This is a genomic window from Coprococcus sp. OM06-34AC, from assembly GCF_003462545.1.
Taxonomy (GTDB): domain Bacteria; phylum Bacillota; class Clostridia; order Lachnospirales; family Lachnospiraceae; genus Coprococcus; species Coprococcus aceti.
Window position 1 is genome coordinate 534,783 of the sequence record NZ_QTZF01000002.1, and the last position, 17,435, is coordinate 552,217.

Genomic DNA, 17,435 nt, shown 5'->3' on the forward strand with positions numbered 1-17,435 from the left:
CTGCTCATCCCTTTTGCTGCTCTGGAACAATAATGTTCCCATAGAATCATGGTAGCATTTTATGTCTGCCATGTCCAACCAAAAACATCACATTACCTCAATTTTTACACTTTATTACCTGTTTTCTTTCGCTATTATGTAATAAAAGGCGTTATGATGATAAACACACAGAATAAAAAACAATCCGCCACGGATACAGATTGTATCCATGGCGGATTCTTCTATTTCTTTTGATATTATCTCTTCTTTATTACAACCGATTTCTTTCCACTCCATGCGGAATAGTAAACCTTACCATCAATCTTCTTAAAGCTTCGGACTCTGACATAATATCTCTTGCCCTTAGTAAGTCGTTTGATGGTCTTACTTGTAACTGAACCTCCGTTTACATTGGCCGTCTTTGCAGATTTAAACGATGCATTGTCTGCATACTGTATCTGATATCCGGTGGCCTTGGCTGCCTTATTATATGTAACCTTGGCTGTTCCGGCAGATGCACTTGTGAATTTCTTCAGCTTCACGGCAGGTACATAACTTCCTGTCTTCTCGCCGCCAAATGCCGAATTGTATGTCACATCGCCAAATGTCTTATAAGTTCTTATCTTATATGTATACTTTACACCCACATTTTTAGCTGTGACGTCCACGAACGATGTTGTCTCCGGATTCTGAACAACACCTGCTATCGTATATGCTTTTCCATTTACTCCTCTGTAAACAACATATCCCGATGCCGCTTTATACTTCTTCCAGCTCAACTTTATTCCATTTGCTGTGTTGTCAATGGACTCAACTTTTCTCACACCCATCTTGATGTCAAATGTGAGTGTCTTCTCCCCTTCATAGTCACCCTTGAATTTGATGACAACTTTGGCCTTGCCGATATTCTTGTTATTTGAATATGAAACGCTGTAATTTCCTGCGGCAACCTTTCTGCCCTTTGAGTCTTTTACCTCTACCGCAGGCTTCTTAGCTGTACCATCATACTCAACAGCGCTGTATGCAAGCCTGATACTCTTTATCCTGTATATACTCTGAGTTTCCTTGCTGGCTGACTTGCAGTTTTTGCACACATGCGCCTTATATCCGTCACTGGTCTGTGATGCCTTTTTCTTAACCGTCCACACCGTCTGATAATCGTGAGGAACTGTGGTCTCATCGTCTATGATAGTATCCTTTTCTCCGCAGTTATTGTCACATTTTGCCGTCTTGGTTCCCTTCTGCGAACATGTGGCATTTCCATCTGACTCATACTTTGTGAAACTGTGTCCTGTAGCAGGGATCACCTCGGTCTCATATATATCCTCATCCTCAATATACCTTGTCTTCTCTCCGTTCTCAGTACATGTCGGAATCTTGGTTATGATCCATCCCTCGTCATCTCCATCCCCAAACTTCTGGGTCTTTGACTCGGCATACACCCATTCTGATGAACCCGTATTCTTATATCTGAGATCCAGAGTCACATCTGTGTATGTGTCATTTTCCACAACAGACATGATTCCCTGAATGATATTTCCATATGCATCAGTCCATCTTCCGCTGACAAATGGTGTCTTCTGGCTCTCATTATTTGCATATGTTATCTCTATATCTCCGGTTACACTGTATCCGTCCTCTGTCTTCTTCACCTTGCATCCTGATATGCTCACAGCGGAGATATCGTACTCGTTCTCTACCTCTGCCTCCACCTTCTCAGGAGTGATCGTCACGCTTCCTGTCTGCTGCGACGCAAGGCTGATCCTGAATGTATAACTGCGGTTCGCCTCAAATGTCCTGTCTATAATGAGTTGTCCGCCGTTCCGTGAGTATGTCTTTTCCAGAACCCCATCAGCATAGATTCTGGTGTATACTGTATTATCTCCGCAGTCCACCGTAAATCTGTACTCTCCGGTCTCCGTTGGGATAAATTCATACTCGATGCCCTCTCCGTCATAGCTTATATCCGCTGTTGTCTTCTGACCCGGTGTTATTTTTCCATTACCTGTCACATACGAATCGTGATATGTAAATGTTATCTGATCATCTTTCTCTCTCGCATAGAGTGCTATAATATAGCTTCCCCTTTTCAGAGAGAAAGCATCTCCACTGCTATATGTATCTGAAAAGCTGCCATCATCCTCAATGGTATATATACCCTTAAGCTCAAAGCCCTGTCTCTGAAGGGATACCACTCCATCTGACGCAATATCAAATCTGTACAGCTTTACATCCCCAGTGTTCTCAACACCTGAAAGCACCGCAGGCTCACCTGATATCAGGTACTCCAGCTCATCCACATTCAGATCTACGACGTCAAATGATGCTCCCTGAACTTCACAATCGTCAGCCATTCCCCATATGGAAGGTATTATCTCATATAATCCGGTCTGTTCTGTTATCGTGTCGATGCTTAAATAGCTGCTCACCCTGCCGTTTTTCTTGATCGTAAAGCTTATATCATCGTCATCCGCGTCAAATGTTCTGGTGCTTCCATCAGAATATGTGACAACGGTTTTTATGCTACCCTTAAGCTCATCAAATTCCCTCAGATATTCAGTCTTAGAAACGGTTGTGCTTACGCTTACAGCCTTGACGATCTCCTTCTTTGTCACGCCGCATTTATTTACATTTTTTCCCGGATACACACATACATACAGATCCCCGCCTGCTGTGTCAAATCCCGCACTGCCAAATCCATCAGATGAATAAGCCACGTTGTTAGTCGTTATCTCTATTCCATTTGCATCCAAAATCCTGATGCCATCGATCTTCTCATCTGCGGATACCACATACGAACCCGCCTGGGCACTTACCTTATATATATGCACATATCTGTCGCCTGAAATATCAAGCGTCTTTGAGCTGTTCCATGTTCCAAGGCTCATGCTCTGTGCAGTCTTCACTGCAAATGGTATCTCAACCGTATCCATGCCATCCGCACCAGCGATTGCAAGTTCAACCATGTATCTGCCAGTATCAACCCTGCTGCCAAAGCCTGCGATCTCGACATACTTTCCAGTTTTCTCGTTATATCTGTACCATGTACTCGTGATCAGCTCATTATCCTCGCTGTCACCGACACTGGCCTCTTTTACACTGCCATCATCATATACAAACTGGAGAGTCTCTCTATCCAGAAGGTTTTTGATACCTGATAATTTCATATCTGGAAGGAATTCATAGGTTCTGTTATCTCTCAGCTTCCATGAACTGATCTTTGAATTTGACAAAGTTTCTCCCCTTGTCACATTCATGCTCCAACTGGTCTGCGTATCTCCCCACTTGTCCTCTACTCCGCCATCGAGACAGATATAGTATGTATTGCCGCTCTCAAGTGCAGCCTCGCCATCCGATACACTAAGTTTCTTCAGATCATACATTGTCTCATCGTCAGCGTCGATCTTGCTGTAGATCTCCATGCCACCCACTGGGGCAAATGTATACCTGGCGGATGCCGAAGGCTTAAACGTATAATATACACTGCCATTCTCCGACAGACTTACCTGATTAGATCCCTCCGCAAGACTTCCGGCAGCAACATCCTCTATATCCTTTATCTCTATGTCATATGCATAAGAGTCCTCACTATACAGTGTGTATATCCTAATCTGTGCCTCTCCGACAGGGCGCTCATTTTCCGTATCTGTGACTATCTCTGCAAATACCTCGTCTCCTCTGGAGGTTTTCACACTGTCCGAATCGTCAAATACCAGATCTTCTGTTTTTCCGTCAGCATATGAGATCTTTACTCTGGTGCCATCTACATAACTGCTGATATCCTTATCATAGCTGCCCATTCTGATAAAATCTGTGTTCTCGGGAACAGCAATCATGTCTGTCACTTTTGGAATAAAACTGAGTCTCACATTTGTCTTGGAAGTAGATAACTCATTATACAGGCCTACGTAATAAGTGCTGCCTCCGGTAAGTTTTCCTGTAACCTCTACCGGGCCCTCATCACCGGACTCATATACACAATAAAGACTGTCGCTTTCTATTACCACACTTCCGTCAAATGGCATGACAAAACTGTAATAGGCCTTGTCATACTCATCCGTTCCGACACTCACATTGTTGTCACCTTCGGAGAGCTGTCCTGCGCTCAGCTTGTCTATGGACACTACCTTAAGCACTGCCGTGCCGAGCAGCTCCTGATCTTCCTCAGCCGCATCATATCCCACAGCTACTTTGTACTCGCCCTCTGAAAGAGTTACACCTTTTTCATATTCGTACTCTTTCCAGTTATCATCAGATGACGAATAATATACTGTATATCTGTTTCCATTACTGTATCCACTTCCACCGGTCAGATCTATGCTTTCCGTGGACTTATCATTATACTTTATTGTACTGCTCGCACCATTCATGAAGCTTATCGGCGTTCCGGCTGCCCATTCGCTCTTTGCCAGCTTCAATGTCACCCCTGAAGGTGCCACATACTTCTTCGCCTTGAGCCTGACCTCATTCAATGTTTCATTGTCATCATCCGTTGTTCCTGAAAGTCTGACATAATAGGTCTTTCCCTTGACAAATGAATACCTGTCATTATCGGTCTCAACCACCGCCATGTCCGAATCATATACATCTATAAATGCAGTTGATGATTTATCTACCTCAAACACAAAGTCAGCAGTTGCAGATGGTATAAATCTGTAATACTCGTAACCGTCCACCCTGGTATCATATGCGTAGGTATCCGTCTCACTGATATTCCTTTTTCCTACAAAATATTCAGCAGGAGTCTGCACCTTTGCAGTGTACGAATCGTATATCTTGGTCGACTGATTCGGCTCACTATCCATTTTATCTGTAAGCTGAACAGTATATGTACCGGCCGGAAGCTTTTCCGCATCCGCATACGATACCATATCCCCTTCATCGCCCTCATAATAATAACTTCCCTTGGAATCCTTCACCCACAGACTGTATGTAACTCCATCTATCTTACAGTCTGAGCCGCTGATACCTGAACTGCGCACCTTTCCACCGGAATAGGTTACCGTTGCATACGCCGATGTTATGGAGTCTGGTGTTCCCTCCAGTATCGTTGTATTATCCGGCACCATTTTTATTGCCGCCACATCCGGAAGCTTTCTCACGCTTATATTTGCACTTTCGGAAACTGTATAAGAACGGGCATACTTAGACCCAAGAATGTATTTCTCCCCCGCAGTGCACTTGTATACCAGCCTGCAGCATCCACTGCCATCCTTTTTACCTGTAGCAAGGCGCTTACTCTTACTGTTATACAAGGTCTCCTGAAGCATCAGCCGTGACTGGCTTCCCTGCAATATTATCTCATAATATCCTGTCTCATCCGTGACAAATGATATTTTACTCTCCTTGCCATTAACTATGTTCACAACCCCATAGTCACCCTCAAGCTCTGAAATATCCTCTGTAGCTGCTGATATCTCAGCTTCATTCATCTGTACGGCATACGCTGTCATATTTGACAGTAAAGTCTGTGCCTGTGCAGTCGTCATCGGCATAGGACTGCACGACGACACCATGGCTACAGTTACAGCCGCAGCCATTATCCCCTTCAATTTCATATGTAACCTCCCTTTTTCTCCCATACATATTCAGCACATTTATGCCGAATATATAAGCACAAAAAATTACAGCCTCATATTATCATGAAGCTGTAATTTAATACAATATAATTAATATTTATGTATAAATAACACAATATCACTTATGCAATTTTACTTTCTAACCAGATGGATCTGGTAAGCATTGTACTCGCCGAACTTGAGTGGTACAGGAAGTCCTATCTGTTCAAGTCCCTGTCCGCTGTACTCTGCGCCGGTCTCCTCGTCAACATATGTGTCATCCACATCAAGTCCCTTGACTCTGACAAATGGTACAGGTGAATTGCAGAAGCTCTCCACCGTCACGATATTTACAAGTGTCTCTGACTTATCCCTTGCCACAAATGACCATGCAGCCACACCCTTGCTCTTGTCCGCATCTGTCAGTCTGTAGTAAAGTCCATTGTGAAGGAGATCCCAGTATTTCTTGTAGTTCTCTACCTGAACCTTAACCTCCTCCTTCTCCTCATCACTGACCTTGTTCAGATCAAGCTCGTAGCCAAAGCTTCCCGCCATGGCAACGACCGCTCTGGTGTTGAAAGGAGTTGTTCTTCCTGTCTGGTGATTCGGAACCGCTGATACGTGTGAGCCAACCACCGATATAGGGTAGCCAAATGAAGTTCCATACTGTATGTCTAGTCTGCAGATCGCATCCGTATCATCACTGCACCAGATCTGTGGTGTGTAATACATCATTCCGGCGTCAAATCTTCCGCCTCCGCCGCTGCAGCCCTCAATAAACATCTTTGGATATCTCGCCTGAAGTCTCTCCATGAAATCATATACACCGAGAACATACTTGTAGAGGATAGTTCCATTGTTCTGGATTCCCTCTGTCATGGAGTATACATTGAGGATACTTCTGTTCATATCCATCTTTATATAATCAACATCAATCTTGTCCAGCACCGCAGTCATCTGATCAAATATGCAGTTTACAACCTCTTTTCTTGAGAAGTCCAGATTGAGCTGGCTTCTTCCCATGACAGGCTTTCTTCCAGGGATCACAAATGCATAATCCGGATGCTCCTTGAACAGGTTACTCTTCTCGGATACCATCTCAGGCTCGATCCAGATACCGAACTTCATGCCGAGATCCTTAACCCTCTTGACAACATCAGCCATAGGGCCGCCCATCTTATCCTCATTTACAAACCAGTCGCCGAGACCTGACTTGTCATCATTTCTCACACCGAACCAGCCGTCATCCAGAACCAGCATCTCAACGCCAAGCTCTGAAGCCTGTTTTGCTATGTTTACAATATCATCGCCATTGAAATCGAAGTATACTGCCTCCCAACTGTTGATGAGAATAGGTCTCCTCTTTGTCTTGTACTCGCCGCGACAGATATTGTATCTCACAACGTCATGCATCTTATGTGACATGTCAGCAAATCCATCAGGTGAATAAACCATAACTACCTCAGGTGCCACAAACTCGCTCTCAGGATAGAGCACATACTCAAACATCTCATCCTGAACACCCATATTGAGTCTCACCTGATCTGTCTGATCCTTCTCAACCTCACAGTTGAAGCTTCCGCTATAGAGAAATGAGATTCCGTAGCAGTCGCCCGCATCTTCATTTGCATCCTTGCCTGCTATAACCACAAATGGGCTGTGCTGATGGCTTGATGTACCCCTTGTGCTTCCGATCTTCTTCACACCATGATTTATAGCTTCTCTCTCATACATGCGCTCCATAGCATGTCTTCCGTGGAAGTGGATGAGATCATAATCACCTGTCACAAAATCCAGGCTCACACTTGATGCCTTTGCCACAAATATATCCGCATCGCTTATATTTCTGACTATAGCTGATCTTGTGATCAGATCCTTATCCTCTATAATTCCATACAGAAGATCAACCTCCACTCCCACCTGAGGATCCTGAAGAACAATCTTAAGGGTCTCACCCTTCTCGCCGTCATTTGTGTAAGCAGCAGGAAGTCCCTTGAGACTATACTTACTGTCCATCACCTCATATGAAACATATCTGAGATCACATCCATGTATTCCCTCTATGTCCTTTATGTTGAATGCCGGAGTCCTGAAATCTCCGTTGCCGTAGCAGCTATATTCCAGTGGAATGTTGTCCAGAGAGAATTCTCTGTGCTCCTGTGCTTCATAAGGATTGCCTGAGAATCCTCTATCGTAATGAGTTATGACATATGACATATCCCCGTCCATTTTCTTGCCATAATACAGATGAGCCAGATACCCATAGTCAATCACCTTCATCTGATATGTAGTATTTTTGGTGTTCAATGTGAAAAGCTTTTTCTCTTCATTTATCAATATTGCCATGCCCAAGTCCTCCTTTTCGTGATCTCCAGTTTCTCTACAGCCAAATTTCATTTGACTGGTCTTTCCTCATAATTTATCTACAACCGGCTCCGCCGGATTGTATTCCAAGTTCCACCATGTAGTCCACAAATTTCTCCACATATCCATAATCCGCCGCATATGCTGACAATCCAATATATGCCTTGCCATCTGTGTACTCAGTAAGTCCTGCCGCCTTGTATCCTTCAGATACATCTATTCCGACAGGTATCTTCTTCCCCTCTTCATCCTCATAATAAATTATCCTATCCTTATACTTATCATATATATCGCCGACCTTATCATCCGACAGGTCTGCAAGTCTGCCGCTCTTCGCCAGACCTATGAGATTGTCATACTGGCACAAGACTGCCTGAGCAGTGTCCGCCTCAAGGTATGCCAGCACCTTCATATAGTAACTGTTCTTATAATCTGAGTTATTTGCCAGATTAAAAAATGCATTGTTGTCAAATGTAACCCTTCCCGGGAGATTTTCTTCCCCTACATACGACACAAATCCCTGTGTCAGCCTGCAGTCCTCTGAAACATCATCGTAGTTGTTCACAAGGACGACATCCAGTATCGGCTTGTCCTCCCTCGTTGCAAACACAACAGCAAAATACACTACAAGTCCCACGAGAACGACAGCACCGATTATCCAAAGCTTGTAATAATCCCAGATATATCCTATTTTTTTGCGTGTGGAGTCCATCTCTTTGATCTTCTGTTTTTCTTCTTCCGTGATTATCGGCTTTTTCATAGACGTCCTCCTTTTGTTTCGCACTTACGATATACTTTGGAGTGGACGCATTAGAGGCGCTCCGCGCGGCGTCCACGGCATCGTAAATACTTCGTATTTACGATATATTTTGGAACAGACGCATGAGAGGCGCTTCGCGCGGCGTCTGCAGCATCGTAAATACTTCGTATTTACGATATATTTCACAAGGGTGGCGTCATTAAGTGACGTCACCCTGTGAGCATATATAATATCTTCTTTAACTTTCTTTAGAGCTTTCCACCTGATGTTGCAATACCTTCTACGAACTGCTTCTGGAATATCAGGTATATAACGATCATTGGTATACATGATATAAGAGATGCAGCCATCAGCTGTGGATAATTGGACTGATACTGTCCCTGCATTGTTGCAAGAGCTGCTGAGAGCGGCATCTTGTTTGCACTGCTGTTTACAACCAGTGGCCACATCAGATCCTTGAATGCGAACACTGCTGTGAATATACCGAGGGCAACCATCGATGATCTTGCAAGCGGAGCCATGACGAACACGAATGTCTTTGGAATGTTACATCCGTCAAGTCTCGCTGCCTCCTCGAGATCTCCAGGAAGTCCCATGTAAGCCTGCTTGAGCAGGAAAGTACCGAACGCTGTTACAATTCCCGGGAATACCAGAGCGAACATTGTATTTGTCATGCCCATCTTACTGATCATCAGGAACTGTGGGATGATGAATATCTGTGAAGGAATCATCATCTGGAAAAGTATCAGAGAGAACATAAAGTCTCTGCCCTTGAACTTAAGTCTTGCAAATGCATATCCTGCAAGTGTTGCTGTGAGACATGCACATACAACTCTGAAGAATATGAGCAGTAATGTGTTCTTGTAGAGAACAAGGAAGTTCATGTTATTCCAAACAGTAGTGAACGCGTCTGTACGCCACTGTGATGGGAATATTACGAATGGACTTACCGAAGTTGCCTCTGTTACTGTCTTAAATGCTGTGAGTGTCATCCATACAAATGGCACTATCATAATAATTGAGAATATGATCAGAATGAGGTGAATCAATAATCTCTGCATTCTTCTCTTAAACTGTACTCCTCTTGTCATATCGATTCCCCCTTCCTAGTTATAATGAACCCACTTCTTCTGACCTATCATCTGGAATACTGTGAGTACCATGATGACTGCGAGAAGAAGAACTACTATTGCCGATCCATAACCCTTGTTACCATTCTGGAACGAATACTGGTAGAACAGATATACGATGGACTCTGTCTTCTTGAGGGCCGGATTGGAAATATCCATTACCATGTATACAAGGTCGAATACCTGAAGTGCTCCGATTACTCTTGTTACGAGTACGAAGAATACTGTAGGGGAGAGAAGTGGAAGAGTAATCTTGAAGAATGCTCTTACTCCTGATGCTCCGTCAATATCCGCTGCCTCGTAGTAATCCTTAGGTATCTCCTGAAGTCCTGCAAGGAACAGAACCATGTTGTAACCAATGATCGACCATACACCGATGATTGCAACTGAGATCCATGCGATCTTTGGATTGGATATCCACTCGATCTTTGTACCGAGGATGTGGTTTAACAGACCGAACTGTGAATTGTATAACCATCTCCATACCATGGCTACAGCTGCAGGTGCAACTACCATTGGCAGGAAGAATATTGCTCTGTATATTGTTCTTCCGTGCATCTTGCGATTCAGGAATACCGCAAGTATAAGTGCGATGGCGATTGAGAATGGAACCTCAATGATCGCATACTTGAATGTATTGAGAAGTGACTGCCATACCTCAGGGTCAGCAAACATCTTCTTGTAATTTGCAAATCCTGCAAATGATGAATCTCCGAATGATCCAACCTTACAGAATGACTGATATATCGTCTGTACTATAGGCCATAAGTTAAGTACGATGATTCCTATCATTGTTGGGAGGATGAATGCCCAGCCCCATTTGCGCTGGTTTCTTTCCCATGTTGTTGACTTCTTTTTCTTGAACTCTTTATCTTCTGCTGCTGCCGGCTTAACTGTCTGTGTCTCTGTAGCCTGAATTATCTCAGCCGCTTTTTCTTCAACTTTCTTGTTGTTATCTGACATAAAATCCCTCCTCTTATTCATTTATATTGTAATTAACACCCCGCCTGTTTCTGGTAAGCAGTGGGTAGGACCTCCATCCTACCCACTGTTATGTTATCTTATAAATGCTCTGTAGGATTACTTGTCTTCCTCTGCGATATACTCGTTCATCTGTGTTGCGAAGTCCTTACATGACTGCTCCATCTTTGATGGGTCTGCCCATGCATCTGCGAAGAAGGTCTGTGCAGCCTGTGACCAAACTGTTGAATTGTATGTGTAAGGTCTGAGTATAAGCTCATTTGTTACGCCTGAAACTGTTGACTCCTTTGTGATATCAAGGTAAGCGTTGAGGTTGAACTTGTCTGTGCAGTTAACCCACTTGTCTGATGTGTTGTTGTAAGCTGACATTGTCACGCCGAGCTCTGCCTGCTTCTCCTGCATCTCCTTTGAACCGAGCCACTCGATAAGCTTCCAGCAGTCATCCGGTCTCTTTGTGTCTGCTGATGCAGCCCATCCAAGTCCGTTACAGATAGAAGTTCTCATACCTGTTGTCTTGTCGTATGGAAGAATTGCTACGTCACAGTTCTCAACGAGATACTCGTTGTCAAGGAATCCTGCTGTCATCCATGAACCCTGTGTGATCATTGCTACTGTACCTGACTGGAACATAACGTCTGTACCTGTCTCTGACATTGTTGTTGCCGGTGGACAGCAATCCTTGAGGAGCTTTCCTACATAATCCATAGCCTTGATAGTGTTGGCATCATCGTATCCTGACTTTGTGTGATCATCATTTACGATGTAACCGCCCATTGAGTAAACCATGTTGTAGTAAGTATCCTGATCGTTTGATGTGTTCATACAGAAACCGTACTGATCGCCATTAGTAAGCTTCTTAGCTGCATCATAGAGGTCATCCCATGTCCAGTTCTCATTTGGATACTCAAGTCCTGCATCATCGAACATCTTCTTGTTATACCAGAGAGCTATTGTATCGTAATCCTTTGGTACTGCGTAATATGAGCCATCATATGTGTAGAGCTCTGTGATCTCTGACATGTAGTTGCTCATATCAACCTTATCACTCTTATCGATGTAGTCATCGAGCTTTAAGAGCTTGTTGTTCTTCATGTACATCTGTGAGTTGTTGGAGTGCATCCAGAATACATCCGGCATATCTCCACCTGATGCACCGGCCTCAAGAAGTGTCCAGTATGAATCCCACTCCTTAACCTGTACATCAACCTTGATTCCTGTCTCTTCTGTGAAGAGATCACATATCTGCTGCAGACCCTTCTGCTGATTGTTATCCCAGATAACTACCTCAAGTGCATCCTTGCTGCTACCCTTGCTTCCATCACCGCCACCACATGCGCACAGTGAAAATGCTGTTGCTGCTGCAAGTCCTACTGCTACTGCTTTCTTCATTGTTCTTCTCATAAAACCTTCCTCCTTAAAAAACGTTCTGTGTGCTTTCTATGGTTGAATTATAAAATTTTGGTGAAGTTTTTTACATGGTAAAATGTCAAAATATCATGGTTTTTTAGCAAAAATGTATAAAAACTAGGCTTTATAACGGTTGTTTTTGTGCTATTTTATGGTAAAATGTAGAATGCATATGGTAATTTGTAAAATTCGCTATATATTGACATACCTTTTTGTGCTATAGTTAAACAAACGATATTATCACTTTTACATCAGGAGGAATTTTATGAACATTTTCAGCAGTGACGGCTGGTTTTCCAGATTTTTTGGAACGCTCGGCGATATTATAATAGTGAACATTCTATTTATATTGTGTAGTATTCCCATAGTCACCATGGGAGCTTCCATGAGCGCAATGTATTTCACTCTGTTAAAGAAGCAGAGGACAGGCGAAAATGGAGGTGTAGTGAAATTATTCTTCAAAGGCTTCAAGGATAATTTCAAACAGTCAACGATTTCATGGCTGCTATTCCTTCTTATATCATTTATATTCACTCTGGATTTCAACCTTTTTGGCAAGGGTGGTCCACAGGAGAACAAGCTCATGTACTACACCAGTGTCGTGCTTATGATATTGACTTGCTTCATCGCAATTTACCTGTTCCCTGTCATAAGTGCCTTTAAGAACACATTGAAGAACCTTCTCTTGCAGTCCATTTACCTGGCAGCCAAGAACTTCATATTTACAATAGTGATCATGGTTCTCTACACTCTGCCTGCATATGTTCTGCTATCCAGCACTCAGGTATTTATGGTAGGTATATTCGTGTTCATAGTCTGTGGCTTTGGCCTTATAGCATATGTATCATCATTCATGTTTTTGAAGGCATTCACCCCATATCTGGATGAGGTTACAAAGAAGTACACGGACGATGATCCTGCTTCATGGATGCACAGCGATGACCAGACATCTGAATCAGATGAGGATAATCCTGAATCCACAAAGGTTACCAAGAAGCTTATCGTTGACAATTCATATCATGGCAGACAGTAGTTTTTACCGTATATCGTAAATACAGCAAAGGCGGATGTGCGACAAATCGCACACCCGCCTTTTGCTTAATTCAAATTTTTTGATTCAATTATATCTTACAGCTTCGAAGCCTCATGTCCAAACTTGGCATCATTCGTCTCAAGCTCAACCTCAAGATTCCTGAATGACTTAGGACTCATTCCAAACTTCTGCTTGAATGCTTTGGAGAAAGAAAGAGAATCCTCATAACCACACTGATATGCGATTATATTGATCTGCTCCTTTGAAGATCTAAGCAGACTTGCAGCTTTCTCCAATCGGAAATTAATCAGATATTCCTGTGGTGATACACCCATCTCCTTCTTGAAGCTTCCTGTCAGATGACTTCTGCTTATTCCTATGAAATCAGCAATATCATCTATCTTGATCTTGTTCATGTACTTCTCTGTTATGAAGTCGACAGCAGCCTTTACATATATCTTACTTGGATACTCAATGTTATCAGATTCCTGCGCATCGGAGGCATTATCCTCCATAATGGTTGCGAAGAGAAGCATCAGTGCACTCATTCTCTTCACCTCGTTTATACGTGTGATCTGGGAATATTCGAGCATCTTGTTGATACATTCTGCACACATATCCATCTGCTCTATCTTGATGATAGGTGAGCCCTTTACATACCCCATCGCCTCAATAAAATCTTCAGCTCTGTAGCCATGAAATCCAACCCACATGTAGCTCCATGGATCATCATCGTCAGCCCTGTAAGTAGTTTCCTCACCAGGTCTGATGATAAACGCCTGTCCAGGTCCCAGTTCATAAGTCTTCCCCGCAATTGTAAATGTACCCTTGCCCTTCTTTACCATATGGATAACATATGATTCTCTGACGTATGGACCAAACTTCCAGCCTTTTATACAATCCTCTCTGCCACAATAGTCCAGACTGATTGCGGTACCCCACATATAGGAGTTCGACAACTGTAGATCTTCCAGACAAGCAAAACCAACACTGTCAGTTAAACCAACCTTTCTTACCATAACCCGTCCTTTCCTTTACTATATCTTTGCCACCCTTTTATATAAGTTAACACCAAAACACCTTTATATTTTAACAAAAGCAGACAAACCTGTCAATTTTCAGATCTGTCTGCTTCCTGTAAAATATCTATAAATTATGTCTTACCAGTGACGGTAACCAAATACTGTTGCAGCGTTCTTGAAGTAGCTGAGTACCTGCTCTGCACATGTTGCGCTGTCACTGAATATCTTTTCTGCGATGTTATCTATAACAGTGATGAGGAATACTGAGATAACTATAGCAGCGATAACTGCAAATATCTTTGAGTTGTCATTTGTCTCAAGGTTATCGAATAACGCATGAGCTGCGATCACGATTCCGCAAAGGCTTATTCCGAGGAAGAGTATGTATCCAAAGCCTCCGATGATTCCGCTGAGGAAATCAACCTTGTGGAAGAGTGCTGAGATGATCTCAAATATGATTCCTGCAACCATTGCTATTGCCTCATAAAGTGCAAATACACCAACGGCGTTAAGTGCTTTTCCAAATGTGATTCCACCCTTGAATATAATTCCTCCGGCGATAAATACCGCTGCTGTCATGATGACTGCTGCGATTATAGTGAAGAAGAACATGTAGAAGCCCTTTGCTATTGAATCGCCAAAGTCAAATCCCATTATGAGGAATCCGACAGTTACAAATATAAGTGAGAGGATGGCATTTACTCCTGCAAGTATTCCGCCAGGAACCATGTTGTCACTCTGAACCATCTCACCCGCTGTATCTGCAGGGCTCTTGAAAAGACCTATCACATTCTTGAGAAGATCATTTATCATATTGCCCGCTGCTGATGGCTTCTTCGGCTGTGGCTGTGCATAGCCCTGCTGGCCGTACATCTGCTGGTTCATCTGTGGCTGGCCGTAGCCCTGCTGACCATACATCTGCTGGTTCATCTGCTGACCGTAGCCCTGCTGATTGTATGCTCCCTGGTTCATCTGCTGGCCATAACCCTGCTGATTATACATCTGCTGGTTCATCTGCTGACCGTAGCCCTGCTGGTTGTATGCACCCTGCTGGTTCATCTGCTGGCCGTAACCCTGTTGATTGTATGCACCCTGCTGGTTCATCTGCTGGCCATAGCCTTGCTGATTGTACACTCCCTGCTGACTCATCTGCGGCTGGCTGTAAGCCGCTGCCTGCTGATCTGCCTGTGGCTGGCTGTTCTCCGCCGCCTGCTGATTTGTCTGTGCCTGATCTGCCACCTGCTGTTCTCCCTGTGGCTGACCAAACTGCTGATCCTGATTCTCGTTCATTCCTGTTACCTCCAATTCCTTTCCCTATGTGAAAATATATCAAAAATATGATACCAAATCCCCCTGGTTTTGTCATCATATCATTGCTCTATAAACTTCTGTGCGATATCGAAGGATCTGACTCAATCCTTATAATATCCATCGAAATAGTTAATCGGGCTGTGGCTGTCATACTTTGCATGATACACAAATGTAGTATAATCAACGTATTCCGCTTTCTTCTCCTCATTCTGTCCAATATTGTTGGATCTTACAAGAGCAGAAATCACTATGGATACCGTTAAGCATATCCCGCACACGATACCTATTGCAACATACAAAAATACTATCGAACCCATGTCTTATCCTGCCTTTCCTTAACGTATTCTATAGTGCCATAGCTTCTGAATCTGTGAATATCTATTCTAGATCTGTGAAGCTTGTTGATCGCACGCCAGAAACTCACCAAACTATATATAACTCCGGCCACATACGCGGAAAATACCATAAAAGCTCCACTTGAATCACCCACATCTGCACTTATCCTATACAGATCCGTCATAAGTCCCCCAACAAATACAGATACATATGTACACAGCACAACCATCACTGTCATAAGTATTGCTATGGATGCCCCAACCTTAAATCTGTTGGATGGGACATTTCCCACGACCTTGCCGGTCTGCCCATTCACCGCCACGGTATAGAGTATTCCCTGATAACGAAAAGTCATGAACCACGCTGGCAGCAATGCATACTCGATATCTGTCATCTTTATATCCGTTTTTTCCTCAGTAATCCGGGCGTTTTTCGGAACATCGCTCATCATCTCTTCCTTCACCGCATCATTGCTCTTTCTCTTTGCAACGGCTGCGATCTCGGCAGCTGGTACATCGTACCTGTCCGTGTAAAATCCGGACAGATATTCTGGAGAAAACGTCAAAGCCTTCTCTAAATCATAAGGCTCCAGTCTTGCCGAAATGTGATCATTCAATCTTCTTGTTGCATCACCAGGTACCCTTGGAACTGTACACTCACAATCTCTCATACAATTGTGTGTGACTGTTTTGTCTGCAGTTTTCTGTGCAACTGCTGCTATAGAACCAAAGCATTTTTCATAATTACTAACGCGCTCGCCTTTTTCATTCTCCTGAAATACATACTTGAGCTTTTTTCTAACATGATAAGATGCCAGCCAATATGGTATATATATTCCTCGTATCTTATCAATCTCAAATTTCTTTATCTCATCCGGAACAAACCACCCCTTACAGAACCTGTCACGTATAAGCTGTTCTGCTCTCTTCTGAGAAATTCCAAATGGAATAATAAGGTCCGGCTCCAGTTCATCCTTAACTCTGTCAACCAATATCATCGGCTGCCCACAATACGCACAGAAACTGGAAGTTTCCGTGGATTTCACCATAAGTCTTGCACCACAGGATGTACATTCATATAGATTCATATCCATATACCTTGGTGATTCATCATCCTTTCCAATATTGATCTCATCCAATGTGTATATCGTATCCGTGGCATCAGTTATGTATCTTTTTATTCTGGCAATCTTCTGAATTGCCTTATAGCTTCTCTTATCTACAAGCTCTCCATCCTCATTCCTGGTCATGGCAGAGTTTTCTTCTCCTATGCCTCTGCTGATCACCGAATCACACTGCGTACACTGCAGCTGCCTCGTCTTAGGATTCAGTACCACAACACCGCCGCAGGATGGACATTTTACTGTAAGATTCATTGCATGTTACCCCCATGTCTACCAAACATAAGCCCCATTTGACTAAAACAGTATCATCTAAATTATAAGCTATCAAGTAGTCAAATTACAACTATATGTACCTGTAACGGATGTAAATATTACATAAAACGTCTTATCATCCAAATAAAGCTGTATCATAACCATTCCATCACAATACA

At 43.2% G+C, this 17,435-nt stretch carries 11 protein-coding genes; 1 reads left to right on the forward strand and 10 read right to left on the reverse strand.

The features are described 5' to 3' along the window. Positions 1-236: 236 nt before the first annotated feature. The 6 genes from DXB91_RS05575 to DXB91_RS05600 form a co-directional block, all read right to left on the reverse strand. Positions 237-5,537, reverse strand: coding sequence for a hypothetical protein (locus DXB91_RS05575; protein ID WP_118017021.1), 5,301 nt, complete (start codon positions 5,535-5,537; stop codon positions 237-239). A 153-nt stretch (positions 5,538-5,690) separates the two neighbouring features. Continuing rightward, positions 5,691-7,883, reverse strand: a complete 2,193-nt coding sequence (locus DXB91_RS05580; RefSeq protein WP_118017022.1) for an alpha-galactosidase — start codon at positions 7,881-7,883, stop codon at positions 5,691-5,693. Positions 7,884-7,956: 73 nt separating this feature from the next. After that, entirely contained in the window at positions 7,957-8,661 is a 705-nt protein-coding gene (locus DXB91_RS05585; RefSeq protein WP_118017023.1) for a hypothetical protein, read from the reverse strand. A gap of 248 nt (positions 8,662-8,909) precedes the next feature. After that, positions 8,910-9,752, reverse strand: coding sequence for a carbohydrate ABC transporter permease (locus DXB91_RS05590; protein WP_004852646.1), 843 nt, complete (start codon positions 9,750-9,752; stop codon positions 8,910-8,912). Between the two features lie 15 nt (positions 9,753-9,767). Beyond that, the gene (locus DXB91_RS05595) at positions 9,768-10,754 is read right to left on the reverse strand and encodes a carbohydrate ABC transporter permease (protein ID WP_015534456.1); all 987 of its coding nucleotides are present in this window, start codon (positions 10,752-10,754) and stop codon (positions 9,768-9,770) included. A 117-nt stretch (positions 10,755-10,871) separates the two neighbouring features. Further along, positions 10,872-12,173 carry an ABC transporter substrate-binding protein gene (locus tag DXB91_RS05600; RefSeq protein WP_243003525.1) on the reverse strand — a complete coding sequence of 434 codons (1,302 nt, stop codon included), beginning with the start codon at positions 12,171-12,173 and terminating at the stop codon, positions 10,872-10,874. A gap of 271 nt (positions 12,174-12,444) precedes the next feature. On the opposite strand from DXB91_RS05600, the gene DXB91_RS05605 reads away from it, so the two are divergent. Next, positions 12,445-13,212 carry a YesL family protein gene (locus tag DXB91_RS05605; protein ID WP_022217363.1) on the forward strand — a complete coding sequence of 256 codons (768 nt, stop codon included), beginning with the start codon at positions 12,445-12,447 and terminating at the stop codon, positions 13,210-13,212. A gap of 95 nt (positions 13,213-13,307) precedes the next feature. On the opposite strand, the gene DXB91_RS05610 is transcribed toward DXB91_RS05605, so the two are convergent. The 4 genes from DXB91_RS05610 to DXB91_RS05625 form a co-directional block, all read right to left on the reverse strand. Beyond that, positions 13,308-14,231 (reverse strand): AraC family transcriptional regulator, encoded by a 924-nt coding sequence (locus tag DXB91_RS05610; RefSeq protein ID WP_118017024.1) that lies wholly within the window; start codon positions 14,229-14,231, stop codon positions 13,308-13,310. 141 nt (positions 14,232-14,372) lie between these two features. Continuing rightward, positions 14,373-15,524: a YIP1 family protein gene (locus tag DXB91_RS05615; protein ID WP_055145904.1), complete on the reverse strand. Its 1,152-nt coding sequence runs from the start codon at positions 15,522-15,524 to the stop codon at positions 14,373-14,375. 122 nt (positions 15,525-15,646) lie between these two features. Beyond that, entirely contained in the window at positions 15,647-15,862 is a 216-nt protein-coding gene (locus tag DXB91_RS05620; protein WP_015534452.1) for a hypothetical protein, read from the reverse strand. Further along, positions 15,850-17,256, reverse strand: a complete 1,407-nt coding sequence (locus tag DXB91_RS05625; RefSeq protein WP_118017025.1) for a hypothetical protein — start codon at positions 17,254-17,256, stop codon at positions 15,850-15,852. Before DXB91_RS05625 ends, DXB91_RS05620 begins: the two co-directional genes overlap by 13 nt. Positions 17,257-17,435: the final 179 nt, after the last annotated feature.

Coding starts and splice junctions, on each gene's coding strand:
- DXB91_RS05620 (WP_015534452.1), bottom strand. CDS start 15,862: ATGGGTTCGATAGTATTTTTGTATGTTGCAATAGGTATCGTGTGCGGG.
- DXB91_RS05600 (WP_243003525.1), bottom strand. CDS start 12,173: ATGAGAAGAACAATGAAGAAAGCAGTAGCAGTAGGACTTGCAGCAGCA.
- DXB91_RS05585 (WP_118017023.1), bottom strand. CDS start 8,661: ATGAAAAAGCCGATAATCACGGAAGAAGAAAAACAGAAGATCAAAGAG.
- DXB91_RS05575 (WP_118017021.1), bottom strand. CDS start 5,537: ATGAAATTGAAGGGGATAATGGCTGCGGCTGTAACTGTAGCCATGGTG.
- DXB91_RS05615 (WP_055145904.1), bottom strand. CDS start 15,524: ATGAACGAGAATCAGGATCAGCAGTTTGGTCAGCCACAGGGAGAACAG.
- DXB91_RS05625 (WP_118017025.1), bottom strand. CDS start 17,256: ATGAATCTTACAGTAAAATGTCCATCCTGCGGCGGTGTTGTGGTACTG.
- DXB91_RS05580 (WP_118017022.1), bottom strand. CDS start 7,883: ATGGCAATATTGATAAATGAAGAGAAAAAGCTTTTCACATTGAACACC.
- DXB91_RS05610 (WP_118017024.1), bottom strand. CDS start 14,231: ATGGTAAGAAAGGTTGGTTTAACTGACAGTGTTGGTTTTGCTTGTCTG.
- DXB91_RS05590 (WP_004852646.1), bottom strand. CDS start 9,752: ATGACAAGAGGAGTACAGTTTAAGAGAAGAATGCAGAGATTATTGATT.
- DXB91_RS05595 (WP_015534456.1), bottom strand. CDS start 10,754: ATGTCAGATAACAACAAGAAAGTTGAAGAAAAAGCGGCTGAGATAATT.
- DXB91_RS05605 (WP_022217363.1), top strand. CDS start 12,445: ATGAACATTTTCAGCAGTGACGGCTGGTTTTCCAGATTTTTTGGAACG.